Annotated in this window: 20 protein-coding genes; 9 read left to right on the top strand and 11 right to left on the bottom strand. The window is 74.3% G+C overall.

Translation table 11 applies throughout. From position 1 onward, the window contains the following. Positions 1-119: 119 nt before the first annotated feature. Together AMK13_RS09090 and bldG are read right to left on the bottom strand one after the other, a co-directional pair. The gene (locus tag AMK13_RS09090; protein ID WP_049659131.1) at positions 120-539 is read right to left on the bottom strand and encodes an ATP-binding protein; all 420 of its coding nucleotides are present in this window, start codon (positions 537-539) and stop codon (positions 120-122) included. A gap of 160 nt (positions 540-699) precedes the next feature. Continuing rightward, on the bottom strand, positions 700-1,041 hold the full coding sequence (gene bldG / locus AMK13_RS09095; protein ID WP_049659132.1) for an anti-sigma factor antagonist BldG: 342 nt from the start codon (positions 1,039-1,041) through the stop codon (positions 700-702). A 221-nt stretch (positions 1,042-1,262) separates the two neighbouring features. On the opposite strand from bldG, the gene AMK13_RS09100 reads away from it, so the two are divergent. Next, a complete protein-coding gene (locus tag AMK13_RS09100; RefSeq protein ID WP_079271962.1) occupies positions 1,263-3,683 on the top strand; it encodes a DEAD/DEAH box helicase in 2,421 nt (806 codons plus the stop codon). Here the strand turns inward: AMK13_RS09100 and AMK13_RS09105 are convergent. From AMK13_RS09105 to ssd, 7 genes are all read right to left on the bottom strand, one after another. Continuing rightward, positions 3,678-4,205 (bottom strand): Rv3654c family TadE-like protein, encoded by a 528-nt coding sequence (locus AMK13_RS09105; RefSeq protein WP_074001778.1) that lies wholly within the window; start codon positions 4,203-4,205, stop codon positions 3,678-3,680. The genes AMK13_RS09100 and AMK13_RS09105 overlap by 6 nt on opposite strands. Continuing rightward, complete coding sequence (locus tag AMK13_RS09110) at positions 4,193-4,618, bottom strand: TadE family type IV pilus minor pilin (protein WP_074002130.1); 426 nt, start codon at positions 4,616-4,618, stop codon at positions 4,193-4,195. The genes AMK13_RS09105 and AMK13_RS09110 overlap by 13 nt, the downstream gene beginning before the upstream one ends. A 190-nt stretch (positions 4,619-4,808) precedes the next feature. Next, positions 4,809-5,102: a DUF4244 domain-containing protein gene (locus AMK13_RS44645; RefSeq protein WP_079271963.1), complete on the bottom strand. Its 294-nt coding sequence runs from the start codon at positions 5,100-5,102 to the stop codon at positions 4,809-4,811. A gap of 54 nt (positions 5,103-5,156) precedes the next feature. Then, complete coding sequence (locus AMK13_RS09120; protein WP_241852802.1) at positions 5,157-5,777, bottom strand: type II secretion system F family protein; 621 nt, start codon at positions 5,775-5,777, stop codon at positions 5,157-5,159. 152 nt (positions 5,778-5,929) lie between these two features. Further along, positions 5,930-6,967: a type II secretion system F family protein gene (locus tag AMK13_RS45810; protein ID WP_074001779.1), complete on the bottom strand. Its 1,038-nt coding sequence runs from the start codon at positions 6,965-6,967 to the stop codon at positions 5,930-5,932. A 148-nt stretch (positions 6,968-7,115) separates the two neighbouring features. Then, positions 7,116-8,453 carry a TadA family conjugal transfer-associated ATPase gene (locus AMK13_RS09130; protein ID WP_079271966.1) on the bottom strand — a complete coding sequence of 446 codons (1,338 nt, stop codon included), beginning with the start codon at positions 8,451-8,453 and terminating at the stop codon, positions 7,116-7,118. Next, on the bottom strand, positions 8,453-9,577 hold the full coding sequence (ssd, locus tag AMK13_RS09135; protein WP_074001780.1) for a septum site-determining protein Ssd: 1,125 nt from the start codon (positions 9,575-9,577) through the stop codon (positions 8,453-8,455). Before ssd ends, AMK13_RS09130 begins: the two co-directional genes overlap by 1 nt. Before the next feature lie 840 nt (positions 9,578-10,417). Here ssd and AMK13_RS09140 point away from each other — a divergent pair. Next, positions 10,418-11,215 carry an HAD family hydrolase gene (locus AMK13_RS09140; RefSeq protein WP_074002134.1) on the top strand — a complete coding sequence of 266 codons (798 nt, stop codon included), beginning with the start codon at positions 10,418-10,420 and terminating at the stop codon, positions 11,213-11,215. A 380-nt stretch (positions 11,216-11,595) separates the two neighbouring features. Here AMK13_RS09140 and AMK13_RS09145 read toward each other — a convergent pair whose 3' ends face one another. Further along, positions 11,596-12,486 (bottom strand): oxidoreductase, encoded by an 891-nt coding sequence (locus AMK13_RS09145; RefSeq protein ID WP_074001781.1) that lies wholly within the window; start codon positions 12,484-12,486, stop codon positions 11,596-11,598. A 216-nt stretch (positions 12,487-12,702) separates the two neighbouring features. Between AMK13_RS09145 and AMK13_RS09150 the strand changes: the two genes are divergently transcribed. From AMK13_RS09150 to AMK13_RS09180, 7 genes are all read left to right on the top strand, one after another. Next, positions 12,703-13,710, top strand: coding sequence for an ATP-binding protein (locus AMK13_RS09150; protein ID WP_074001782.1), 1,008 nt, complete (start codon positions 12,703-12,705; stop codon positions 13,708-13,710). 452 nt (positions 13,711-14,162) lie between these two features. Then, positions 14,163-16,595, top strand: coding sequence for a SulP family inorganic anion transporter (locus AMK13_RS09155; RefSeq protein ID WP_079271967.1), 2,433 nt, complete (start codon positions 14,163-14,165; stop codon positions 16,593-16,595). A gap of 264 nt (positions 16,596-16,859) precedes the next feature. Next, positions 16,860-18,818, top strand: a complete 1,959-nt coding sequence (gene acs / locus AMK13_RS09160; RefSeq protein WP_074001783.1) for an acetate--CoA ligase — start codon at positions 16,860-16,862, stop codon at positions 18,816-18,818. Between the two features lie 455 nt (positions 18,819-19,273). Further along, positions 19,274-20,680 (top strand): Na+/H+ antiporter NhaA, encoded by a 1,407-nt coding sequence (gene nhaA, locus AMK13_RS09165; RefSeq protein ID WP_074001784.1) that lies wholly within the window; start codon positions 19,274-19,276, stop codon positions 20,678-20,680. A 249-nt stretch (positions 20,681-20,929) separates the two neighbouring features. Further along, entirely contained in the window at positions 20,930-21,406 is a 477-nt protein-coding gene (locus AMK13_RS09170) for a phage holin family protein (RefSeq protein WP_049652144.1), read from the top strand. A gap of 210 nt (positions 21,407-21,616) precedes the next feature. Beyond that, entirely contained in the window at positions 21,617-22,699 is a 1,083-nt protein-coding gene (locus tag AMK13_RS09175) for an alpha/beta fold hydrolase (RefSeq protein WP_074001785.1), read from the top strand. Positions 22,700-22,930: 231 nt separating this feature from the next. Further along, positions 22,931-23,131, top strand: coding sequence for a hypothetical protein (locus AMK13_RS09180; RefSeq protein WP_049652146.1), 201 nt, complete (start codon positions 22,931-22,933; stop codon positions 23,129-23,131). A 112-nt stretch (positions 23,132-23,243) separates the two neighbouring features. Here the strand turns inward: AMK13_RS09180 and AMK13_RS09185 are convergent, their stop codons facing one another. After that, positions 23,244-23,945 (bottom strand): metal-dependent hydrolase, encoded by a 702-nt coding sequence (locus AMK13_RS09185; RefSeq protein ID WP_049652147.1) that lies wholly within the window; start codon positions 23,943-23,945, stop codon positions 23,244-23,246. Between the last annotated feature and the right edge of the window lie 47 nt (positions 23,946-23,992).

The raw sequence follows: 23,992 nt of genomic DNA on the forward strand, positions 1-23,992 counted from the left end.
CGAACCGCCGGGATCAGCGGTGTGTCACCGCATGCCCGGGAACAGGACCCCGGCCGCTCTCGGGCGCGAGGAAGCGCCCGCGAGGCGGCGGGGACGCGAGGAGACGTCGAGGCAGCGCCTCAGACCGCGATGGAGGCGACCGAAACCGGCCAGCTCATCCGGATCAGGCCACCGGCCGCGCCGTTGGTGACCTCCAGGTCCTCGACCAGGCCGGTGATCACGGCGAGGCCCAGGGTGTCCTCGTCCGGCTCGCCGCCCTCGGCGTCGCCGGAGGCCGGGACGGCGGCGGGGCCGGCCTCGTCCTCGACCTCGATGAGGAAACGCTTCTCCTGATCGGTCAGCGCGACCCGGACCGCGCCGCCGATGCCGCCGCGCTGGTGCAGTCCGACCGCGCGGGAGCACGCCTCGCCGACCGCGAGCCGTACCTCGTCGAGCACCGACTCGTCGACCCCGGCCCGTCTGGCGACGGCCGCGGCGACCAGCCTGGCCGTCCGCACGTGCTCGGGAAGCGCGCTGAATCGAAGTTCGACGGTTGCCATCTCTCCCCCTCGGGGTGCTCCGACCGGGGCCGGAGACCCGGCCCCTGCGGGCCGGCGGAACCGGCCCTGGGGCGCCCGGGGGACGCACCGGGCCACACGGACCCGGGCACCCGGACGCGAAGAACGAGCGGGGCCGGCCGCACGGGCCGGCCCGGCCGCGTCAGTCGGTCGCGTTGACCGCGTCGTCCACCGAGGTGTGGATCGGGAAGACCTTGGTCAGGCCGGTGATGCGGAAGATCTTCAGGATGCGCTCCTGGTTGCAGACGAGGCGCAGCGAGCCCTCGTGGGCACGCACTCGCTTCAGACCGCCCACCAGCACACCGAGGCCGGTCGAGTCGAGGAAGTCAACGCCTTCCATGTCGACGACGAGGTGGTACTTGCCGTCGTTGACGAGCTCGACCAGCTGCTCCCGCAGCTTCGGGGCGGTGTACACATCGATCTCGCCGCCAACCTCGACGACCGTACGATCGCCGACTGAACGGGTCGACAGGGACAGGTCCACGGAACCTCCAGCACCTTGCCTTGCTACGTCATGTGCGATCCTCGGCCGGACGGCCGCCACCGCATGGTCGCGAGCCCGGGCGCGCCCAGCCACGCGTGGCAAGCCTCGGCGCTGCGACCCACGGCCATACGGCCGTCACGGCCACATTCAACCACCTGCGACCATGCCCGCACGATGGCTTACGACGATTCTCCGTCACGCCGGTGACACACTGGGTCCTCATGCCGCCCCGACACAGCCCGCCCGAGGCACTGCTCACGACCCTGGCCGCCGGCCGGGGGCGGTCCGACCGACTCACCCATACGGAGCACCTTCCCGCCCGACCTGCGCGTTATTCACCATGGCCGGACTCGATCCGTCCGGAGGTCGTGGCCGCGGCTCGTGCCGTCGGGGTCGAACAGCCGTGGGCGCACCAGGCAGAAGCGATGAATCTGGCCAAAAGCGGCCAGACTGTGGTGATCGCCACAGGCACCGCCTCGGGCAAGTCGCTGGGCTACCTGGCCCCGGTGCTCAGCGACCTGCTGGACGGCACCGAGGCCCGCAACGGCCGCGGCGCCACCGCGCTCTACCTGGCCCCGACCAAGGCGCTCGCCGCCGACCAGCGGCGCCGGGCCGCCGAACTCGCCCCACCGAGGGTGCGCGCCGCCCTCTACGACGGCGACACCCCGCCCGAGGAGCGCGAGTGGGTCCGCCAGTACGCCTCCTACGTGCTCACCAACCCGGACATGCTGCACCGGGGCATCCTGCCCGGCCATGCCCGCTGGTCCTCCTTCCTCAAGGCGCTGCGCTACGTGGTCGTGGACGAGTGCCACAGCTACCGGGGCGTGTTCGGCTCGCACGTCGCCCAGGTGCTGCGGCGGCTGCGCCGCATCTGCGCCCGTTACGGTTCGTCACCCGCCTTCCTGCTGGCCTCCGCCACCACCGCCGACCCGGCCGCGACCGCCCGGCGGCTGACCGGCCTGCCCGCCGTGGCCGTCACCGAGGACGCCTCGCCGCGCGGGCCGATGGTCTTCGGCCTCTGGGAGCCGCCGCTGACCGAGAACGTCGGCGAGCACGGCGCGCCCGTGCGCCGCACCGCGACCGCCGAGGCCGCCCACCTGCTGACCGAGCTGGTCGAACGGGAGACCCGCACCGTCGTCTTCGTGCGCTCCCGGCGCGCCGCCGAGCTCGTCGCGCTCCAGGCCCAGGACCAGCTCGGCCGCCCGCTCGCCGGACGGGTGGCCGCCTACCGCGGCGGTTACCTCGCCGACGAACGCCGGGCCTTGGAACGCGACTTGCACTCCGGCCGACTGCTCGGCCTCGCCTCCACCTCCGCTCTCGAACTCGGCGTCGACATCTCCGGCCTCGACGCCGTCCTGATGGCCGGCTACCCCGGCACCCGGGCCTCGCTCTGGCAGCAGGCGGGCCGCGCGGGGCGGGAGGCCCAGGGCGCGCTGGCCGTCCTGATCGCCCGGGACGACCCGCTGGACACCTACCTGGTGCACCACCCCGAGGCGCTGTTCGCGGCCCCCGTCGAGGCCACCGTGCTCGACCCCGACAACCCGCACGTGCTCGCCCCGCACCTGTGCGCGGCCGCCGCCGAACTCCCGCTCACCGACGCCGACCTGGAGCTGTTCGGGCCGTCCACCGCACCACTGCTGCCGGTCCTGGAGCGGCGCGGCCTGCTGCGCCGCCGCAGCGACGGCTCCTGGTACTGGACCCGTCGCGAGCGCGCGGCCGACGCGGTGGACCTGCGCGGCAGCGGCGGCAGCCCGGTGCAGATCGTCGAGGCCGACACCGGCCGGCTGCTCGGCACGGTGGACGCCGCGGCCGCGCACACCACCGTCCACACCGGCGCCGTCCACCTGCACCAGGGCCGCACCTACCTGGTCCAGGAGTTCGACCTGGAGAACTCCGTCGCCCTGGTCGAACCGGCCGACCCGCCGTACACCACGGCCGCCCGCGACATCACCTCCATCTCCGTCCTCGACACCGACACCACCGTGGACTGGGGCGAGGGCCGGCTCAGCTTCGGCTCGGTGGAGGTGGTCAACCAGGTGGTCGGCTACCTCCGCAAGCGGATCTCCACCGGGGAGATCATGGGCGAGACCAAGCTCGACCTGCCGCCCCGCACACTGCGCACCCGGGCGGTCTGGTGGACCGTCACCGAGGACCAGCTGCTCGACGCGGACATCCCGCCCGACCAGCTGCCCGGCGCCGCCCACGCCGCCGAGCACGCCTCGATCGGGCTGCTGCCGCTGTTCGCCACCTGCGACCGGTGGGACATCGGCGGCGTCTCCGTGCCGCTGCATCCGGACACCGGCCTGCCGACCGTGTTCGTCTACGACGGCCACCCCGGTGGGGCCGGCTTCGCCGAACGCGGCTTCCAGCGGGCGGTCCAGTGGCTGACGGCCACCCGGACGGCGATCGCCTCCTGCGAGTGCGAGCGCGGCTGCCCGTCCTGCGTCCAGTCGCCCAAGTGCGGCAACGGGAACGACCCGCTGGACAAGGCCGCCGCCGTCCGGCTCCTGGACGTCCTGCTGGCCGGGGCACCCGAAGCCACGGAGGCACCGGACGACGGGCCGGGGGCGGGCGGGTCGGAGACACCGGACGGACCGGAAGCGGTCCCGGGACCGGACGGTGGGGCACCAGCTGGCTCATGAGGCCGCTCCCGGAGCAGTACTCGGGACTCCGCCCGGAGCCCCGCCCGGCCCGCCCTCCGGCGTGTCCTCCGGGCCGGTGACCGGGGCCCGTACCGGCCCGGCCCGAGCCCTCGCCCGCGCCGGGCCGACCGGCAGTCGGGCCGGGAGCCCGCGGACCTCCACCTCGGCCACCACCTCGACGGCGTCCGCCGACCGGTCGACCGCACAGGACACCAGCCCGGCGCCCTGGACGGCGGCGATCCCGGCGGCCCGGGCGCAGCCGCCGTCCCGGTCCAGCAGCAGTCGGTCCGCCGCGGCGAGGGCCGCGAGGTCGGCCGCCGACTCGGCCCGGTGCCGAGCGGCCACCACCGAGCCGACCGCGATCGTCCCGGCGAACACCGCCGTGCCCAGCATCGCCAGGGCGAGCAGCCAGACCGTCGCCGAGCCGGCGTCCGGCCCCCGGCTGCCCACCGCGACCGCTCGGGCCGCACGGGCGCGTGCCAGCCGCTCCGCCGCCTCCCGCAGCCCGGTCAGGACGGCCACGGGCCACCACCTGCCTCCGCGCCCGCCACCAGGACGTCCTCCCGGGCCGCCACGGCCGCCGCAGTGAGCCGGACGGCGAGCAGCCCGCCGAGCCTGCCCGGCCCAGCGCACGGCGCCTCCACGTCGACCCGGACCGTGTCGGCCGCCAGGGCGACCCGGACCTGTGCGCCCGGCGGGGCCGCCGCGCGGGCGAGCCCGGCGGCGTCCGCCTCCCCGCGAGCGGCCGCCCTGGCGCCGACCCGGGCGGCGTCCACACAGCGGATCTGCGCGGCCGCCGCGAGCACGCCCCAGATCAGCATCCCCGCGAGCAGGAGGAGCGCCGGCAGTGCCACCGCCGTCTCCGCCGTCACGAAGCCCGCGTCGCCGCGTCGCCCCGGGCGCAGCGACCACGCCCGGCCCGGGCCCGTTCTCAGGCCCCTGCCGCCTGCCCGGAGCACGGGCGGAGCGACGCCGGGGCGCGTGCCTCGCGAGACGGGGGCAGAACCTCCTCCCGACCGCCCGGCCGGGGGCCACCGACGACCGGAGGCAGCCCCACGGGGTGCGCCCGCCCCCAGGGGTCCACCCGCCGAAGGCGGCCCACCGGCGGGAGTTCGGCAGCCGGCCTCAGGTCGCATGGAGCGCCCGTACCAGCATGTCGGTCAGCGCACCGGTGATGGCGTCGCTGGTCACCACCTTGTACAGCCCGGCCGCGAGGGCGCACGCGCCCAGCGTCCCGACGGCGTACTCGGCCGTGGTCATCCCGGCGTCCGAGCGGCCTCGGAGTCGCGCCACCCGGCGGACCCGGCGGGCTGCCCAGCGCACCCGACGGGCCGACCGGTGGCTCCTCCGCTGCCACTCCTCGGCCAACGGGCGGAGCGGACGCCCGGCACCAGGCCGAATCGCGATCACTGCGGTCATGAAAACTCTCCTGTCACTCGACGTACGACGGCCGCTCGTGCGGCCGACGCTCCTTCACATCGCTTGGGCGAAGCGGCTGGTGAGGCCCACGACCACCGGCACCACGCCGATCAGGACGAAGGCTGGGAGGAAGCAGAGCCCCAGCGGCGCGGTGGCGAGCACCGCGGCCCGGCGGACCCGGGTGTGGGCCGCACGGGCGGCCGCCGTGCGCTGCCCCTGCGCCAGCCCGATCAGCGGGCCGGCGGCAGGGACGCCGCCGAGGCTGCTGCGCTCCAGACAGCGCGCCAGCGGCGCCAGCGACGGGTGCTGCTCGCCCAGGCGGTGCCAGCACAGCTCCGGCGGTGCGCCCAGGGCCAGTTCGGCCCCGATCGCCGCCAGCCGGGGCCCCAGCGGCGCCCCCACACTCCGGCCCACCGCCGACACGGCCTCCGAGGGGAGCGCCGCCGAGCCGAGGCAGGCCGCCAACAGCTCGGCGCCCAGCGGGAGTTGCCTGGTCAGCAGTTCCTCCTCGCGGGCCGCCCTGCGGTCGGCCGGCGAGCGCACCCGGGCCGACCAGCGATGGACACCCACCGCGAGCAGCACCCCGACGGCCAGCCCGGGGCCGCCACCGAGCAGCACCGCCGCCGTGATCCCGGCGACGCCCGCCACCACCAGTCGTCGGCGACGCTCAACCACCAAGGCAGCAGCCCTGGTTCGCCTTCCGATCCCCTCTCCACCCCGGGCCCGGACGAGTACCCGTCGGCGTCTCACCCGGCCGCGCACCGACGCCCACCCCGCAGCAACCACGCCTGCCGTGAGGGCGAAAGCCGCCCACTCGATGCCCCGCATCACCTCGCCCCCGCTTCCACTCCGAGCGCCCGTGCGCGCACCCGCGACAGCCCGCGGTTCCGCTCGCCCGGCCGAAGAGCGGGCCCCGCACGACCTGAGGCCGCACACCGCCCACCCCGCCCAGCCGGCGCCTCCAGCGCGCCGTGGGCCGCCGCCCGGACGATGCGTGCCGTCCAGAGCACGCCCAGCCCCTCCAGGACCGCCCCCGCCACGAGGCAGCCCAGCCCGGCCGGGGTGTGCAGCAGGACCTCCAGCGGGTGCGCCCCGAGCGCCGCACCGAGGAGCAGCCCGACGCCCGGCAGCGCGGCCAGGACGGCGATCGTCGCGCGCGGTCCTGCCAGTTCCCCGGCGATCTCCTCCGCGAGCGCCCGCTCGCCGCGCAGCGCCTCCGCGACCCGGTCCAGCGCATCGGCCGACCCCGATCCGCTGCCCTCGGCCACCCGCCAGCAGGCCGCGACGGCCGCGGCCCCACTGCCGCCCGGAAGTTCGGCCAGCAGGTGCAGCGCGGCGGGTACGTCCCCGCCGTAACGGCCCGCCGCCAGTCGGGCCACCGGCTCCTCACCGAGCCTGCGCAGCCCCTCCGGGTCGGCGGCGATCCGTGCGGTGACCAGGTGCAGCGCCTGCTCCGGCGTCGCACCACCGCGCAACTCCCCTGCCAGGCCCGCGCAGAGCTCCACCACCGCCGCGGCCCGGTGCCGGGCCTCCACCGCCAGGCGTCGCCGCAGCCGCCACCTGCGCAGCGGCAGGACGGCCAGCGCGGCCGCGAGCACCGGCACCGGTGAGGCGGTGGCCTGCCCAGCGGACAACCCCAGCGGCAGGAGCAGCAGTTCGGGAACCAGGAAGCCCGACAGCGGCCCCCTGGCCCAGGACCGCACCTCGATCTCCGGGCCGGGCCCCCGCACCGGAGGCCCACTGCCCGCCAGCACCAGCCTGGAGCGCTGCCCGCCCGGCAACTGCTCCTGCACCGCACGCCACGCGGCGACGGCCACCAGGAACAACGCCAGCACCCAGCAGAACGCGAGCTGACTCTGCGTCAATTCACCCACCTCCGTTGACCTCGGTCTTTCCGGCCCGCGCCGCCGAGCAGCACCAGAGCTCCCACGGCGCACCCGCCCACCAACAGGGCGAAGGCGACTTCCACCACCCGCACGTCCGCGCCCACCGGCCCGGCCACCGTCACGGCGATCACGGGCGCCCCCGCCCGAGCGACACCCCGCGCGCCGCCAGCAGTCCGACCAGCCGCTCCCACCCCGCACCGGGGCTCAGGCCACCGGACGCCGGGAAGGCCACCGCGGGTGTGGTCACGGCCGACCCGTCACCGGCCCCGGCCAGCGTGTGGATCTCCGCCACCCGGCGCCGCCCCGAGCCCGGATCGCGGACCAGGTGCACCACCACGTCGAGTGCGGCCCGCAGTTGGCCGTGCAGCGCCGTCCGGTCGAGGCCCGCGAGCGCGCCCAGGGCCTCCAGCCGGACCGGCACGTCCGCCGCCGTGTTGGCGTGGACCGTGCCGCAGCCACCTTCGTGCCCCGTGTTCAGCGCGGCCAGCAGGTCCGACACCTCGGGCCCGCGGACCTCGCCGATCACCAGCCGGTCCGGACGCATCCGCAGCGCCTGGCGGACGAGGTCCCGCAGGGTGAACTCGCCCAGCCCCTCCTGATTTGGCGGCCGGCTCTGCAACCGGACCACGTGCGGGTGGGCCGGTTGCAGCTCGGCGGAGTCCTCGGCGAGCACGATCCGTTCGTCCGGCCCGACCAGGCCGAGCAGGGCCGACAGGAGCGTCGTCTTCCCCGAGCCCGTCCCGCCGGAGACAAGCAGCGACAGCCGGGCCCGCACGATGCCCGCGAGCAGTTCCGCACCCTGCGGTGGCAGCGACCCGCCCGCCACCAGCTCGTCGAGCGTGAAGGGCCGGGGGCGGCAGACCCGCAGCGAGATGTGCGTGCAGCCGGCCGCGATCGGCGGCAGTACGGCGTGCAGCCGGGTGCCGTCCGGCAGCCGGGCGTCCACCCACGGGCGGGCGTCGTCCAGCCGCCGGCCGGCCGCCGTGGCCAGCCGGTGGGCCAGCCGCCGCACCGCCTCGGCGTCGGCGAAACGGACTCCGGTGGTTCGCTGCAGGCCGCCGCCACGGTCGACCCACACCTCGTCCGGACCGTTCACCAGGACGTCCGTGACGTCGGGCGCCGCCAGCAGCCGGTCCAGCGGGCCCGCACCCACCAGTTCGGCGCGCAGCGAGCGCACGGTGTCCAGGACCTCGTCCCCGCCGAGCGGCGGGCGAGTGGCCCGCAGCGCGGCCGCGACCGAGCCTGCCGTCGGAGCGGCCCCCGACTCGGCCAGCCGCAGCCGGACCGCGTCCACCAGGGCCGCCGCCCGCTGCTCGCGGGCCGTACGACCGTACGGACAGGGCCCGTGCCCGGGCTCCGGCGGCCCGCCGGGCGGCGGCACGCTCCGCAGCGGCCGGTGCTCCCGCGCACCGCCGCCCGGACCGGGCGATCCGCTCCGAAGGACCGTTCTGCGCAGACGGACCATCAGTACACACCTCCTCCGGCCACCGGCACCGGCGGCAGCACCTCGGTCAGGAAGCTCGCGCAGAAGCGCGCGAGCGGGCCGCCCTCCCGGCTTCCGGGCGGGACGCCCTTCACGACGTCCTGGGCCAGGCCCGGCTCCGGCTCCAGCTCCCCCGCCAGCGGCAACCGCAGCCCGCGGACGATCTGCCGGGCCGGGAGCCCGCCGGCCCGCACCGGCCGCACCACGGCCCGGACGTCCCCGAGCCGCATCCGGGCCGCCGCCGCGACCCGGTCGGCGGCGGCCACCGCGCGCAGCTCGGCCGACACCACCAGGAGCGCCAGGTCGGACTGCTCCAGCGCCTGCCCGGCGGCCGCGTCGAGGTGCCGGGGCACGTCGACCACCACCAGCCCGCCGCGCCGTCTGGAGGCGGCCAGCACGCTGCGCATGGCCTCCGGCGGCACCGTCAGGGTGTCGCCGCGGTCCCAGGACAGGCAGGACAGCGCGGAGAGCCGTTTGAGCGCGGGCAGCGCCCGGGCCAGCTCGGCCCCGCTGACCCGCCCGCGGGAGCCGGCCAGATCGGGCCAGCGCAGCCCGCTGACCCGCTCGCCGCCGAGCAGGATGTCGAGGCCCCCGCCCAGCGGATCGCCGTCCAGGAGCATCGTCCGCCGGCCCGCCCGCGCGGCCGTGACCGCCAGCGCGCAGGCCAGGGTCGAGGCCCCGGCCCCGCCGGACCCGCCGAGCACCGCGACGGTGACCGCCGGGCAGCCGACGCCCTCGGCCGCGTCGGCGATCCGGTCGAGCAGCCAGGCTTCGGCGTCGGGCAGGAACAGCACGTGCTCGGCCCCGAGTTGGACGGCTCTGACCCACACCCCGGGGTCGTCCAGGTCCAGCCCGAGCAGCAGCACTCCGCCGCGCCGCCCCAGCCCGGAGCAGCGGACGGCCTGGTCGTCCCCGACCAGGACCAGCGAGGCCCCTTCCCAGAGGTCCCGCGTCGGCGGCGCGCCCCGGACCAGCCTCGGCTCGGTGCCCGCCGCCGCGCAGATCCGCAGCAGGTGCTCGGCCAGGCCCTCGTCCTCGGTGACGACGAGCGGCCCGGCGACCGCGGGGCCCTCGGCGGTGATGTGGTCGGCGATCGGCGTCGACATGGTTGCTCCCCTCCGCGCCGCCGACCACCGGAGGTGGCCGACGGCGCACGTCGGACGGTTCCGGCGGACGGCCGCCCGACAGGCCTTTGAGGGAGGAAGGGGGTGAGGCCCTGCCCGGCGACCGCCGCCGGTCATCACGGTGGGGGGAGATCCGGATTTCGTCATCCGGGTTCCGATTGCCTGTGGATAACTCGTGTGCTGTGGAGGAAAACGTTCACCCGGGCGGGGGGCTATTCGGCGAAGAATTGACGAAAGGGGGTCACCGAGATGAACCGGCGACCCGCCCCGTCCCGTTCAGCCGTTCTCCCGACCTCCGCCCGCCGCCTTCCGGACACCGCTTCCGAACGGCTTCCGAACGGGCTCGCACCACCGATCGGAACCAGCCGTTCGATCCTCGACGGGCATGAGCAAATGGCGACACAGAGTGACGAAAGTCGATTGACGGGCCGGAGCGGCGACACCCCCTGTAAGCCGTCGACACGACGGCGGCGCACCCGCGGCGAGGGGCGTTCAAGCCCTGAAAATGGCCCCGGACGTGCGACGACCCCCGCCGGGGGGGAGAGCGGGGGTCGTCTATCCACAGCCCGGCTCGGGGGGGAGGAGCCGGACCGGGTTAGCACGGTCGCGAACGATCCGTGACTTCCATGGTGTACCCGAGCGGCCAGAAACACAAACCCGCACGCCCGCGAGTACGCCGAATGGCGGGGTCTTTTGCGGCTCCCTCTATCCTCGGTTCCCGTGGACACCACCGAGAACGCCGACGACTACGCCGACGAGTCCCAGGGCGACGCCACCGGGCCCGAAGAGCTCCGCCCGCCCGTTCGCCCCCGACCCGGCGGGCTGCGCACCGCGGCCTTCTTCGACCTCGACAAGACCATCATCGCCAAGTCGAGCGCACTGGCCTTCAGCCGCCCCTTCTACCAGGGCGGACTGATCAACCGTCGGGCCGTACTGCGCAGCGCGTACGCCCAGTTCGTCTTCCTGGTCGGCGGCGCGGACCACGACCAGATGGAGAAGATGCGCCAGTACCTCTCCGCGCTCACCCGGGGCTGGAACGTCCAGCAGGTCCGCGAGATCGTCGCCGAGACCCTGCACAACCTGATCGACCCGATCATCTACGACGAGGCGGCCTCGCTGATCGAGCAGCACCACGCGGCCGGCCGGGACGTGGTGATCGTCAGCAGCTCCGGCTCCGAGGTGGTCGAGCCGATCGGCCGGCTGCTCGGCGCGGACCACGTGATCGCCACCCGGCTCCAGGTCGAGGACGGCTGCTACACCGGCGAGATCGAGTACTACGCCTACGCCGAGAACAAGGCCGCGGCCATTCGGGAGTTGGCCGCGACCGAGGGCTACGACCTGGCCGCCTCCTACGCCTACAGCGACTCCTCCACCGACCTGCCGCTGCTGGAGGCGGTCGGCCACCCGTCGGCGGTCAACCCGGACCGCGCGCTGCGGAAGGAGGCGCAGGCCCGGGAGTGGCCGGTGCTGGTCTTCGACAAGCCGGTGGAACTGCGGCGCCGACTGCCCGAGTTCTCGGCCCCGAGCGGCTCGGTGCTGACCGCGGTGGCGGTCGGGACGGCCGTGGTGACCGCCGGGGTGATCTGGTACCTGGCCCGCCGGAGGCGCCCCCTCGCCTGAGGCGGGCGGCCCGGCAGCCCTTGGACAAAACGGTCAATCGGGACAGACTTCTCTTTTCGGGTTCCCCTTTCCCCCGAAACGCGATACAAATGAAGCACGGCCCGCGAGACCCGGTCAGGACCTTAAGAGGTCAAACCGACAACGCAGTTCAGGCCCCACGGACCGCACGTACAGATATCCGGGCACCCACATGCAGCCGACCCGCTGTCGGGCCGCCGGACCAGACGAACGGGCAGGATCCCCGTCTGATCGGCACTTCCGGTGCATGCATGGTCACCCGGTATCTGCACCAGCGGCGGCACCCGGCAGGAGCAGGTGCCGCCGCATCCTCGTCTCCGCGCGCCCCTCCCGGGGCGCGCGCGCCGTCCCGAGCGGGGCGCTCAGACCATCCCGCGCTGCATCGCCTCGCAGACCGCCGTGCTCTCCCGCACCCCGAGCCGCAGCGCCCGACCGCTGTACGCGATCCAGGCCGCCATCCCCTCGGGGGTTCCCGCCAGGTAGCCGGCCAGGGCTCGGCGGTGGGCGGCGGTGCCCAGCTCGGCCAGGCCGACCTCGGCCGGGCAGATCGACTTCGGGTCGAGCCCCTCGGCGATCAGCACGATCCGCTGGGCGGCCCGCGCGATCACGCCGTTGTGGGCGCCGAACGGCCGCAGCGCGAGCAGTTCGCCGTGCACCACCGAGGCCACGACGAGGGCCGGCGTGCCCACGCCCTGGCCCTCCGCACGCGCCACCAGCAGCCGGGAGAGCTGGTCGAGCCGGGCCGCGACCTCCTCCGCACCCGGAGCGGGCGGCAGTACGGGCGGCGGCCCGTCGACGGCCTCGACCTCGACACTCTCCACCGGTTCCAGCTCCTGCGGGAACAGCACCTCCGCGCCCTCCCCGGCCCGCCGCGGGCGACCGGCGGCCGGATCGCCGTCGCCGACCGCGAGCAGGTGCAGCCGGGCCAGCACCTGGAGCGGCGAGTGCCGCCAGATGCTGAGCAGCTGGCCGGCCTCGGCGGCGATCCGCAGGGCCGCGCCGACCGTCCGGGCCTCGGGGTCCGCGCCGAAGTCGCTGCGGCGGCGGACCTCCTCCAGCGGCCAGTCGGCCCCGGCCAGGGCCGCCGACGCGCGGGCGCCGCGCAGCGCGGACTCGGAGGTGACCTCGGCCGCGCGGCGGCGCATCACCCGGTGGCCGTAGAGCCGGTCGACGGCCTTGCGCACCTCGGCGACCGCGTCGGGCACCCCGGGGAGCTGGGCCAGCGGGGCGAGGGGATCAGTTCCAGTGCTCACCTACCCGAGAGTAATGAACGGGCCGCCCCTCCCGGAACAGCAACCCCGCATCACCCGTTAGAGGCAATCCTCACTTCCCGCCCCCGGCGACACCCAAACCCCGGCTAGCATGGCCACTATCGGAGACGATAACGATTTCCAACTAGGGGCGGCGTCGCGCGGCCCCTGGGCGGACGGCCCGCAGCGAGGGCCCTGAGCGAGAGCCGGAGTCCCCAGATGAAGATCGCCTTCGTCGGCAAGGGCGGCAGCGGGAAGACCACGCTGTCCGCGCTGTTCATCCGCCACCTGGCAGCCCTGGGCCGGCCGGTCGTCGCCGTGGACGCCGACATCAACCAGCACCTGGGCCCCGCGCTGGGCCTGACGGACGATCAGGCCGCCGCCCTGCCCTCACTGGGCGGGCACCTGCCGGAGATCAAGGAGTACCTGCGCGGCAGCAACCCGCTCATCCGCTCCTCCGGCGAGATGATCAAAACCACGCCGCCCGGCCGCGGTTCGCGGCTGCTGCGGATCGTCGAAGAGAACCCGGTCTACGCCGCCTGCGCCCGCCCGATCGCGCTGGACGAGGGCTCGGTCCGGCTGCTGGCGACCGGCGCGTTCACCGAGGAGGACCTCGGGGTGGCCTGCTACCACTCCAAGGTCGGCGCGGTGGAACTGCTGCTCAACCACCTGCTGGACGGCCCGGGCGAGTACCTGGTGACCGACATGACCGCGGGCTCGGACTCCTTCGCCTCCGGCCTGTTCACCCGCTTCGACCTGACCTTCCTGGTCGCCGAACCGACCCGCAAGGGCGTCTCCGTCTACCGCCAGTACAAGGACTACGCCCGCGACTTCGGCGTGCGGCTGCGGGTGGTCGGCAACAAGGTGCAGGGGCCGGACGACCTGGCCTTCCTGCGCCGCGAGGTCGGCGACGACCTGCTCACCACCTTCCGGCAGTCGGACTGGGTGCGCCGCCTGGAGCAGGGCGCCGAACCGCCGCTGAAGTCCCTGGAGACGGCCGACCGGGCCGTGCTGGAGGAGCTGCGGATCGAGGCCGACGCGGCGTACGGGCGGCGGGACGCGCGCCGCTACACCGAGCAGGCGGTGCTCTTCCACCGCCGCAACGCGGAGAGTTGGGCCAACTCCAAGGTCGGCATCGACCTCGCGACCCAGGTGGACGAGGACTTCGTCCTGGGCGGGTTCGCGGACGGCGACACGCGCACCGCCCCGGCGGGCGCCCGCGCCTGACCCCCACCACCGCCGCCGAACGGGCCGCGACCTCCCCGCTCCGGGAGGTCGCGGCCCGTTCGCCGCGCCCGGCCCCGGAGCCGACCCCGGCGAACGGGAGCCACGACCGCTGCGACCAGCAGATTCCCGACCGTTAGGCCACCACCCATTGGGGTGAATCAGGGGGTTTTCCGCTTCCCTCCCGGAACCACGCTGTGCAAAGCTTTCATTACCCTCGGTTTACCGAGTCTTGATGGTTCGCCCGGTGGCCCCCGGTGAGACGTCCCGCACCTCGCCCGAAGCCCTGGCGGGCCTGATGGTCAACGCCGGCCGGTGACACCCGCACTCCCCCGCCGCGCCCACGCCATCCCGCCACACCGTCGCGCCCACGACAGCCGATCCGCCCCGGAGCCCCACCCCGGATTCACCGCCGGACCTGACTGCGTTCGCTCCCCCGGACAGACGGGAAGACAATGACCCTCGACATCTCCAGCGCCCCCATCGCCTCCGACACCACCGACCACGCGCCGCCGGGCGCGGGCCCCCGCATCCGGTGGGCCCAGGACCTCTCCGCGTCCCTCGTGGTCTTCCTGATCGCCGTGCCGTTCTCCCTCGGCATCGCGCTCGCCACCGGCGCCCCGCTCACCGCCGGCCTGGCCGCCGCGGCCGTGGGCGGCATCGTGGTCGGGCTGTTCGGCGGCACACCGCTCCAGGTCAGCGGCCCCTCGGCGGCGCTGACGGTGATCACCGCCGGACTGATCGCCCAGTACGGCTGGCGGGCCACCTGCGCCATCACCGTCGCCGCCGGACTGCTCCAACTCCTGCTCGGCGCACGCCGGGTGGCCCGGACCGCGCTCGCCGTCTCGCCCGCGATCGTGCACGGCATGCTGGCGGGGGTCGGGATCACCATCGCCATCGCGCAGTTGCACGTCGTCCTCGGCGGCTCGCCGCAGAGCTCCGCGCTCGCCGACATCCTGGCCCTTCCCGGCCAGTTGGCCGGCCCGCACCCACCCGCGCTGCTGGCCGGCGCGGTGACCGTGGCCGTCCTGGTCGGCTGGCCCCGGCTCGGCCGACTGCCCGGCCGAGCGGGCGAGTTCGGCGCCCGCCTGGCCAGGGTCCCCGGCCCGCTGGCCGGGGTCGCACTGGCCACCGCCCTCGTGTTCGCCCTGGACCTGCGGCTCGCCCACATCGAGCTGCCCGCCTGGCGGCCGCAGGCGCTCCTGCCCGCGCTGCCGCACGGCCCGGTCCTCGGGCTGCTCGCCGCCGTCCTCACCGTCACCGCCGTGGCCAGCGTGGAGTCGCTGCTGTCCGCCGTCGCGACCGACCGGATGTCCCGCCGCACCGGCGACCTCGACCGCGAACTGCGCGGGCAGGGCCTCGCCAACCTGGTGAGCGGGCTGGTCGGCGGGCTGCCGGTCGCCGGGGGCGCGGTGCGCAGCACCGCCAACGTGCGGGCCGGTGGCCAGACCAGGTGGGCCTCGGTGCTGCACGGCGTCTGGGTGCTGGCCGCCGCGCTGGCGCTGACCGGCGGACTGCGCCGGATCCCCCTGGCCGCGCTCGCCGCGCTGGTGCTGGTGGTCGGGCTGCAGATGGTGAGCTTCGCGCACATCCGCAAGGTGCACCGGCACCGCGAGTTCCCGGTCTACCTGATCACCGTGCTCGGTGTGGTGGCCGTCGGCGTGCTGTGGGGCGTCGCGATCGGCGCCGGCACCGCCGTCCTGCTCGCCCTCTACCGGCTGACCCGCGCCCACGTGGACGTGGAGACCGGCCCCGGGGGCTCGGTCACCGTCCGGACGCACGGCCCGCTCACCTTCACCACCGTGCCCCGGCTCGGTCGGGCACTGGCCGGCATCCCGGCCGGGGCCGAGGTCACCGTGGTCCACGACGGCTCCTTCCTGGACCACGCCGCGTACGAGACGCTGCACACCTGGCGGGCCGGGCACCAGGAGGCGGGCGGCCTGGTCTCGATGGTGACGCGCCGCCAGGACGACGAGGTGCTCGACCCGGACGGCACCGTGCGTGCGGGCAGTTCACCGGGCCCGCACCGCTGCCGGGCCTGGACGCCCTGGGTCGGCCACCACTGCATCGAGCAGCAGGAGGACCCGCACGGCCGACTGCTGGACGGCGTCCGGGTGTTCCAGCTGCACACCGCCCCGCTGGTCCGGCCGGAACTCGCCCGGCTGGCGCGCGAGGGGCAGACGCCCTCCCAGCTCTTCCTGACCTGCGCGGACTCCCGGATGGTCACCAGCATGATCACCAACAGCGGTCCGGGGGACCTGTTCACCGTGCGGAACGTGGGCAACCTGGTGCCGGCCCCGCACGAACCCGGCGCGGCGGACGACTCGGTGGCCGCCGCGGTGCAGTACGCGGTCGAGGTGCTGGAGGTGCGCTCGATCACGGTCTGCGGCCACTCCGGCTGCGGCGCGATGCAGGCCCTGCTGGACGGCGTGCACGAGCGCCCCGGGCCGCCCACCCCGCTGACCCGCTGGCTGCGCAACGGCCGCGGCTCGCTGGACCGGCTCCGACGGGTCCCGGCGGAGTTCGCCGCCCGGCCCGCGGTGGACGTCGTGGAGCAGCTCTGCATCACCAACGTGGTCCAGCAGCTGGACCAGTTGCTGGCCAACCCGGCGGTGGAGCGCCGGGTCGAGGAGGGCACCCTGCGGCTGGTCGGGATGTACTTCGACCTCGCGACGGCCCAGGCCTACGTCCTCGATCGGGCCGCCGGGACGTTCAGCCCGGTCGAGGCCCGCACCGGGAAGGACGCGAACGGAATCGAACACCACACCGAGGCCCCCATCGGAACCGGCCCCGATGTCCGGCCGAACACAGCATCGGCCGAACGGGTGAGGGAGGATGATCGGGTTCCGGTCGAGGACGGCGAGGAGGGCCCCCGGCTGGCCGCCTGAGAGCCGGGTCCGTGTCCCCGCCGGGCGGGCCGGGGCACGGGCCCACCCACCCCCGAACGGCCGTCCGGTCCTCCGCGGCGGACCGGACGCGAGGCCGGCCGGTCGCCGGTCGGCCGCCGCCCGGCCGTCGGTCAAAGGTCTACACCAATTCACAGGAGCCTCTTGTCAACTGCCCCGTTCGCCTGGTGAGCTGTGCGCTGGGACACACGGGACAATCCCCACGCACGGGATCGCCCCCGATCATGACTCGATGAGGAGTGCGCGTTGAGCAACGAGAGCCTGGCCAACCTGCTCAAGGAGGAGCGGCGCTTCGCCCCTCCGGCAGAGCTCGCCGCCGCCGCCAACGTCACCGTGGCCGCGTACGCGCAGGCCTCCGAGGACCGTCTGGGCTTCTGGGCCGAGCAGGCCCGTCGCCTCACCTGGGCCGTCGAGCCGACCGAGACCCTCGACTGGTCCAACCCTCCCTTCGCCAAGTGGTTCGCCGACGGCAAGCTCAATGTCGCGTACAACTGCGTCGACCGCCACGTGGAGAACGGCCTGGGCGACCGGGTCGCCATCCACTTCGAGGGCGAGCCCGGCGACGGCCGTTCGATCACGTACGCCCAGCTCAAGGACGAGGTCTCGCAGGCCGCGAACGCGCTGCTGGAGCTCGGCGTCCGCAAGGGCGACCGGGTCGCCGTCTACCTGCCGATGATCGCCGAGGCGGTCGTCGCGATGCTCGCCTGTGCCCGGATCGGCGCCACCCACTCGGTGGTCTTCGGCGGCTTCTCCTCCGACGCCGTCGCCTCCCGCATCCAGGACGCCGAGGCCAAGCTCGTCATCACCGCCGACGGCGGCTACCGGCGCGGCAAGCCCTCCGCCCTCAAGCCGGCCATCGACGAGGCGCTCACCAAGGTCGACGGCGTCGAGCACGTCCTGGTGGTCCGCCGCACCGGGCAGGACATCCCGTGGACCGAGGGCCGCGACGTCTGGTGGCACGAGATCACCGCGCGCCAGTCCACCGAGCACACCCCCGAGGCGCACGACGCCGAGCACCCGCTGTTCATCCTCTACACCTCGGGCACCACCGGTAAGCCCAAGGGCATCCTGCACACCTCGGGCGGCTACCTCACCCAGGCCAGCTACACCCACCACGCGGTCTTCGACCTCAAGCCGGAGACCGACGTCTACTGGTGCACCGCCGACATCGGCTGGGTCACCGGCCACTCGTACATCGTCTACGGGCCGCTCTCCAACGGCGCCACCCAGGTCATCTACGAGGGCACCCCGGACACCCCGCACCAGGGCCGGTTCTGGGAGATCGTCCAGAAGTACGGCGTGACCATCCTCTACACCGCGCCGACCGCGATCCGCACCTTCATGAAGTGGGGCGACGACATCCCCGCGAAGTTCGACCTGTCCTCGCTGCGGGTGCTGGGCAGCGTCGGCGAGCCGATCAACCCCGAGGCCTGGATCTGGTACCGGGAGCACATCGGCGGCGGCACGTGTCCGATCGTGGACACCTGGTGGCAGACCGAGACGGGCGCCATCATGATCAGCCCGCTGCCGGGCGTCACCGAGACCAAGCCGGGCTCGGCCCAGCGCGCCCTGCCGGGCATCGCGGCCACCGTGGTGGACGACAACGCCGCCGAGGTGCCGAACGGCTCCGGTGGCTACCTGGTGCTCACCGAGCCGTGGCCGTCCATGCTGCGCACCATCTGGGGCGACGACCAGCGCTACATCGACACCTACTGGTCGCGCTTCGAGGGCCGCTACTTCGCCGGTGACGGCGCCAAGAAGGACGAGGACGGGGACATCTGGCTGCTCGGCCGGGTGGACGACGTCATGCTCGTCTCGGGCCACAACATCTCGACCACCGAGGTCGAGTCGGCCCTGGTCGGCCACCCGTCCGTGGCCGAGTCCGCCGTGGTCGGCGCGACCGACGCCACCACCGGCCAGGCCATCGTCGCCTTCGTGATCCTGCGCGGCGGTGCCACCGAGAGCCCCGAGCTGGTCGAGGAGCTGCGGGCCCACGTCGGCCGCACGCTCGGCCCGATCGCCAAGCCGAAGCAGATCAAGGTGGTCGGCGAGCTGCCGAAGACCCGCTCCGGCAAGATCATGCGCCGCCTGCTGCGCGACATCGCCGAGGGCCGCGAGGTCGGTGACACCACCACCCTGGCCGACAGCACGGTGATGAGCCAGATCCAGGCCCAGCTGCCGTCCTCGGACAACAGCAACGGCTGAGCCCACCCGGGCCGGCGGCCGCTGACCCTCCGGGTCCGCGACGGCTGGCCCACTGAGACAACCGCTGTGCCCCGGACGGTGATCACCGTCCGGGGCACAGCCGTTTCGCCATCCGTTTCGCCATCCGTTTCGTCAGCCGTACGACAACCGTCTCGTCGGCCGTCTCGCCGGTCGTTCCGCCGGTCGTTCCGTCAACCGCCGCTTCCGCACCCGTTCGGGTACAGAGCGGCCGTTCGGGTGCCGGGTCGCTGCTCCTCCGGAGTGCAGAACCGGCCCGTAGGGCTTAAGTCCTTGGATAGGACAATCCGGATGTCACCCAAACGTCCCGCTAGACTATTAAGGACGCATCAAGATCCCTGACGGGAGTCGCGGGCGTCACAGGGCGCGCCGGGAAGTCTGGTCGGCAACTGCACCACCCGTGCATCCGTTGCCGCTCCCAGCCCCAGGAGGTCCCCGTGACCGACCAGCCGCCCGTCCATGAGCCGACGAACCGCCGCCGGCAGTTCCTCGGCCGGCTGTCACTGCCCGAGCGCACCTTCATCACCGACGCCCTGCGCACCGAGACGGTCGGCGGCATGCTGCTGCTGGGCGCCGCCGTCATCGCGCTGATCTGGGCCAACGTCTGGCCGCAGGCCTACCAGAGCGTGCTCGACTACACCGTCGGCCCCTCCGCCCCGCTCCACCTCGACCTCTCCCTGGCCACCTGGGCCAAGGACGGCCTGCTGACGATCTTCTTCTTCGTCGCCGGGATCGAGCTCAAGCGCGAGTTCGTCGCGGGTGAGCTGCGCACGCCCAGTGCCGCGCTGCTGCCCGTGGTCGCCGCCGTCTGCGGGGTGGCGCTGCCCGCGATCCTCTTCGCCCTGGTGAACTCCGGCCCCGGCGGGCACCCCGGCGGCTGGGCGATCCCGACCGCCACCGACATCGCCTTCGCGCTCGGCGTGCTGGCCGTGGTCGGCAGCCACCTGCCGTCCGCGCTGCGCGCCTTCCTGCTCACCCTGGCGGTCGTCGACGACCTGATCGCGATCCTGATCATCGCGATCTTCTACAGCCACGGCATCAAGTTCTGGGCGCTCGGCCTCGCCTTCGCCGGGCTGGTGCTGTTCTGGTTCCTGCACCGGCGCGGTGTCCACGGCTGGTACCTCTTCGTGCCGCTGGCCGTCGTGAACTGGGCGCTGATGCACGAGAGCGGCATCCACGCCACGGTGGCGGGCGTCGCGATGGGCCTGATGCTGCGCTGCCACCGGGAGGGCGACGAGCAGCACTCCCCCGGCGAGCACATCGAGCACCTGGTCCGCCCGTTCTCGGCCGGCCTGGCCGTCCCGGTGTTCGCCCTGTTCTCGGCCGGCGTGGCCGTCTCCGGTCCGAAGCTGCGCGAGGTGTTCACCCAGGCCGCACCGCTCGGCATCGTGATCGGTCTGCTGGTCGGCAAGTCGGTGGGCGTGCTGGGCGGCGCCTGGCTGACCGCCCGGTTCACCAGGGCCGAGCTGAACCCGCGGCTCAAGTGGGCCGACATGGTCGCGGTCTCGGTGCTCGCGGGCATAGGTTTCACCGTCTCGCTGCTGATCAGCGAACTGGCCTTCCCGGACGACCCGGCGCTCGCCGCCCGGGCCAAGACGGCCGTGCTGGTCGGCTCGGTGCTCGCCGCGGCGGTCGCCACAATCCTGCTGAAGCTGCGCAACCGGCACTACCGCGAGCTGTGCGAGGAGGAGGACCGGGACCTGGACGGGGACGGTGTCCCGGACGTCTACCAGGAGGACGACCCGGCCTGGCGGGCACGGGTCGGCGAGGCGGCCCGCCCGACGACCGACGAGGGGCAGGACCCCTCCCCCGGCCCCCGGGACCGGCCCGGCCAGCCCGGCTGAGGCACCTGGGAGCCCCCTGGAGAACCCCTCCGGAAAAGCGCCCCGCAAACCCCTCCGGGAGGCCTCCGGAGCGCCCCGGCCGCCGGGACACGTCCCTCCGGCGGGGCCCCGGAGTGGTGTCCGACTGACCGGTAGGGGCATGATTCTGAGCTGTCGACAACCCACAGACGCCTCCGGACCCCCCACCGGCCCCCGGAACCGCACACCCGCGGCGGCGTCACGCCGTACAGCCGCAGAGGAGAACCGCTGATGCCCGCAGGAGCCGCAGACCCGTCCAGCAACGGCCGGGCGCCCTACGAGGGCGAGCGTTCGGTGGGGCAGCTGTTCGCGGCGGCCACCGCCGACCTGTCCGCGCTGGTCCACGACGAGATCGCGCTCGCCAAGTCCGAGATCCGGGCGGACGTCAAGCGCGGCGTCTCGGGCGGCGTCTCGCTGATCGTCGCCGGCGTGGTGGCGCTGTTCTCCATCCCGATGCTGAGCGCCGCGGCGGCCTTCGGCATCCACGCGCTGGGCCTGTCGCTGGGCTGGTCCTTCCTGATCGTGGCGGGCGCCTACCTGCTGCTCGCGGTGCTGCTCGGGATGCTGGCCTGGCGCTCGTTCAAGAAGATCGAGAAGCCGGTGCGCACCATCGAGGGCGCCCAGAAGACCGCCGACGTGCTGAAGAACGCCCGGCCGCGCCCGGCCACCCAGGAGGAGATCGACCGGGCCTTCGGCCGCATCCCGTAAACCGGCGTCCCACAACCGGCACCCGGTAACCGGCGCCCCATAACCGGCGCCCCGTCACCGACCAGGCGCCGCCGGGGCTGCGGCAGGACGACGCCAGGGCAGCAGCAGGGCAACGGCAGGAGGCGGACGGCGCCGCGTCGACGGGCGCCGGACCGGCCGACAACGAGTGCCGGGCACGTGTCCGACGCGCGGATGTGACACGCTCTCGGTATGCCGCTTGACCAGACGCCCGTGCCCGCGCAGCCGTCCGCCGACTCCGGCCCCGACTCCGGTCCTGACTCCGGCGCCGGGCTCACTCCCGAAGGCCCCGGCGGCCCCGGCGCCGCCTCCGAGGACACCGGCCCCGAGGACAACAGTCCGCTCTCCGCCGGGACCTCGGCGGAGAGCGGCGAGGCCTGGAACGTCCGGCAGCCCGGCCCGTGGACGCACCGCGACCTCGCGGCCAACGGCGCCCGCTTCCACATCGCCGAGCTGGGCTCCGGCCCGCTGGTGCTGCTGGTGCACGGCTGGCCCGAGTACTGGTGGGCCTGGCGCCACCAGCTGACCGCGCTCGCCGAGGCCGGCTACCGGGCGGTGGCGCTCGACCTGCGCGGCATAGGCGGCAGCGACCGCACCCCGCGGGGGTACGACCCGGGCAACCTCGCCCTGGACATCACCGGGGTGATCCGCTCGCTCGGCGAGCGCCGGGCGCACCTGGTCGGGCACGCCTCCGGCGGCACCCTGGCCTGGGTGGCGGCGGTGATGCGGCCGTCCGTCATCCAGAGCCTCACCGTGGTCTCCGCCGCGCACCCGCGGGACCTGCGCCGCGCGCTGCTGACCGACCGCCGGCAGTTCGCCGCCTTCGACCACGTGCTGGGCTTCCAGCGGCCGTGGATACCGGAACGCCGCCTGGTGGCCGACGACGCCGAGCTGGTCGGCCGCTACCTGACCTCCTGGACCGGTCCGAACGGCCTGGACGAGGCCGCGCTGCACGCGTACCGGCAGGCGATCCAGATCCCCAGCACCGCCCACTGCTCGATCGAGCCGTACCGCTGGCTGCTGCGCTCGATGGCCCGGCCGGACGGCATCCAGTTCGCCCGGCGGATGAAGAAGCCGATCACCGCGCCGACCCTGCACGTCCAGGGCGCCGCGGACCCGGTGCTGCTGTCGCACACCGCGCTCGGCGGCGGCGAGTACGTCGCGGCGCCGTACCGCTGGCGGCTGCTGCCGGGGGTCGGGCACTTCCCGCACGAGGAGGCGCCGGAGGAGTTCACCGCCGAGCTGCTGGACTGGATCGGCCGCCACAAGGAGTGACCCGGCACGGTCCCGCCCGGTGCGGCCGCACGAACCGGGGGCACGACCGTACGGAACCGGGGGCACGGCCGCACCGGGCGGGGACGCGGCCGTACGTGCGGTCCACGGGACGGGCTCTCGGCCCCAACTCCCCTATCTTTACGCTCATATGACAACCGCATAGGCCAATTTCGGCGAGGCCCGGGCGGTTACCTCCACCGGCCCAGGGGCATCCCTTCCGGTATGAGTTGGATGCCCGAAAGCGGCGGCGCCCCGCGCGGCCGACGTCACAACAGCCCCCAGCGCTCCGCCCACCGGCCCGACCGGGCGGACGACCTCGGTTTCGACGGCCCCGACGGCCGTCAGCGCACGGAGCGGCGGCAGCTCGGCATCCCCCGCATCCTCGGCCGGCGCGCCCGCTGGGTGGGCGCACGACTGCGGCGCGAGACCTGAGGCCTCGCGCCGCGTCCACCGTCGGCCGGTGCGCCGGGCGCCGGAAGCGCCCGGCGGGCCCGGCGGGCCCGACAGGCCCGTTCAGTTCACCGTCGTCACAGACACCGTCGCCTCAGTTCACGATCGTCGGCGACAGCGCGGTGAACCAGAGCAGGACGAAGGTCGCCACCGACATGATCGGCACCAGCACCTTGGTCTCGACGCTGTTGCCGCTGCGCTTGATCAGCACGACCTCGTAGCGCTCCTTGTGCGGCCAGAGCAGCGGCGCGCCCTTCTTGGTCAGGCAGTCGCCGAGCAGGTGCGCCAGCGTGCCCAGGGCCACCGCGTACGGCAGCCAGCCGGGCGAGTTGGGCATCCAGGTGTTCATCCCGAAGGTGCCGAGCGCGGCCAGGCCGATGACGGTGATCCACGCCTCCGGGCCGTCGCCCGGCGGGCAGAGCCGCAGCGCCCGGATGGCGAGCGCCAGCAGGAAGAAGGTCAGCCCGAGGGTGAAGTAGCGGCCCAGGTACGTGACCCCGGCCCAGGTGCCGGCGCCCATCAGCGCGACGAACAGCAGCGAGTGGGTGGCGTGCCGGTGGCCGCCGGAGATCCAGGCCACGAAGCGGCAGAGCATCTTGGAGACCGGACCGAGGAAGTTGGCGATCGAGCCGTCGTGGTGGTCGAGGTCCGGCAGCAGGGCCGCGCCCGCGCACAGCACCGTGCCCATCAGTATGTCCGCGGGCTGCAGGGTGGTGTGCAGCAGCAGCGGGGGCAGGAAGGGGGCCGAGGCCGCGTACAGCATCGCCCCGCTCACCGCGTGCGAGTGACCCATCATCGGACTGCCACGACCTCCTGTCGGGCCCACCCCGGGACGGCGCCCGG

The organism is Streptomyces sp. CB02056 (genome assembly GCF_001905545.1).
Lineage (GTDB): Bacteria > Actinomycetota > Actinomycetes > Streptomycetales > Streptomycetaceae > Kitasatospora.

What these genes read in the sequence shown, in the direction of transcription:
- AMK13_RS09090 (WP_049659131.1), bottom strand. Translation starts at nt 539, where the DNA reads ATGGCAACCGTCGAACTTCGATTCAGCGCGCTTCCCGAGCACGTGCGG.
- AMK13_RS09100 (WP_079271962.1), top strand. Translation starts at nt 1,263, where the DNA reads ATGCCGCCCCGACACAGCCCGCCCGAGGCACTGCTCACGACCCTGGCC.
- AMK13_RS44645 (WP_079271963.1), bottom strand. Translation starts at nt 5,102, where the DNA reads ATGACCGCAGTGATCGCGATTCGGCCTGGTGCCGGGCGTCCGCTCCGC.
- AMK13_RS09130 (WP_079271966.1), bottom strand. Translation starts at nt 8,453, where the DNA reads ATGGTCCGTCTGCGCAGAACGGTCCTTCGGAGCGGATCGCCCGGTCCG.
- ssd (WP_074001780.1), bottom strand. Translation starts at nt 9,577, where the DNA reads ATGTCGACGCCGATCGCCGACCACATCACCGCCGAGGGCCCCGCGGTC.
- AMK13_RS09150 (WP_074001782.1), top strand. Translation starts at nt 12,703, where the DNA reads ATGAAGATCGCCTTCGTCGGCAAGGGCGGCAGCGGGAAGACCACGCTG.
- AMK13_RS09155 (WP_079271967.1), top strand. Translation starts at nt 14,163, where the DNA reads ATGACCCTCGACATCTCCAGCGCCCCCATCGCCTCCGACACCACCGAC.
- AMK13_RS09170 (WP_049652144.1), top strand. Translation starts at nt 20,930, where the DNA reads ATGCCCGCAGGAGCCGCAGACCCGTCCAGCAACGGCCGGGCGCCCTAC.
- AMK13_RS09175 (WP_074001785.1), top strand. Translation starts at nt 21,617, where the DNA reads ATGCCGCTTGACCAGACGCCCGTGCCCGCGCAGCCGTCCGCCGACTCC.
- AMK13_RS09180 (WP_049652146.1), top strand. Translation starts at nt 22,931, where the DNA reads ATGCCCGAAAGCGGCGGCGCCCCGCGCGGCCGACGTCACAACAGCCCC.
- AMK13_RS09185 (WP_049652147.1), bottom strand. Translation starts at nt 23,945, where the DNA reads ATGATGGGTCACTCGCACGCGGTGAGCGGGGCGATGCTGTACGCGGCC.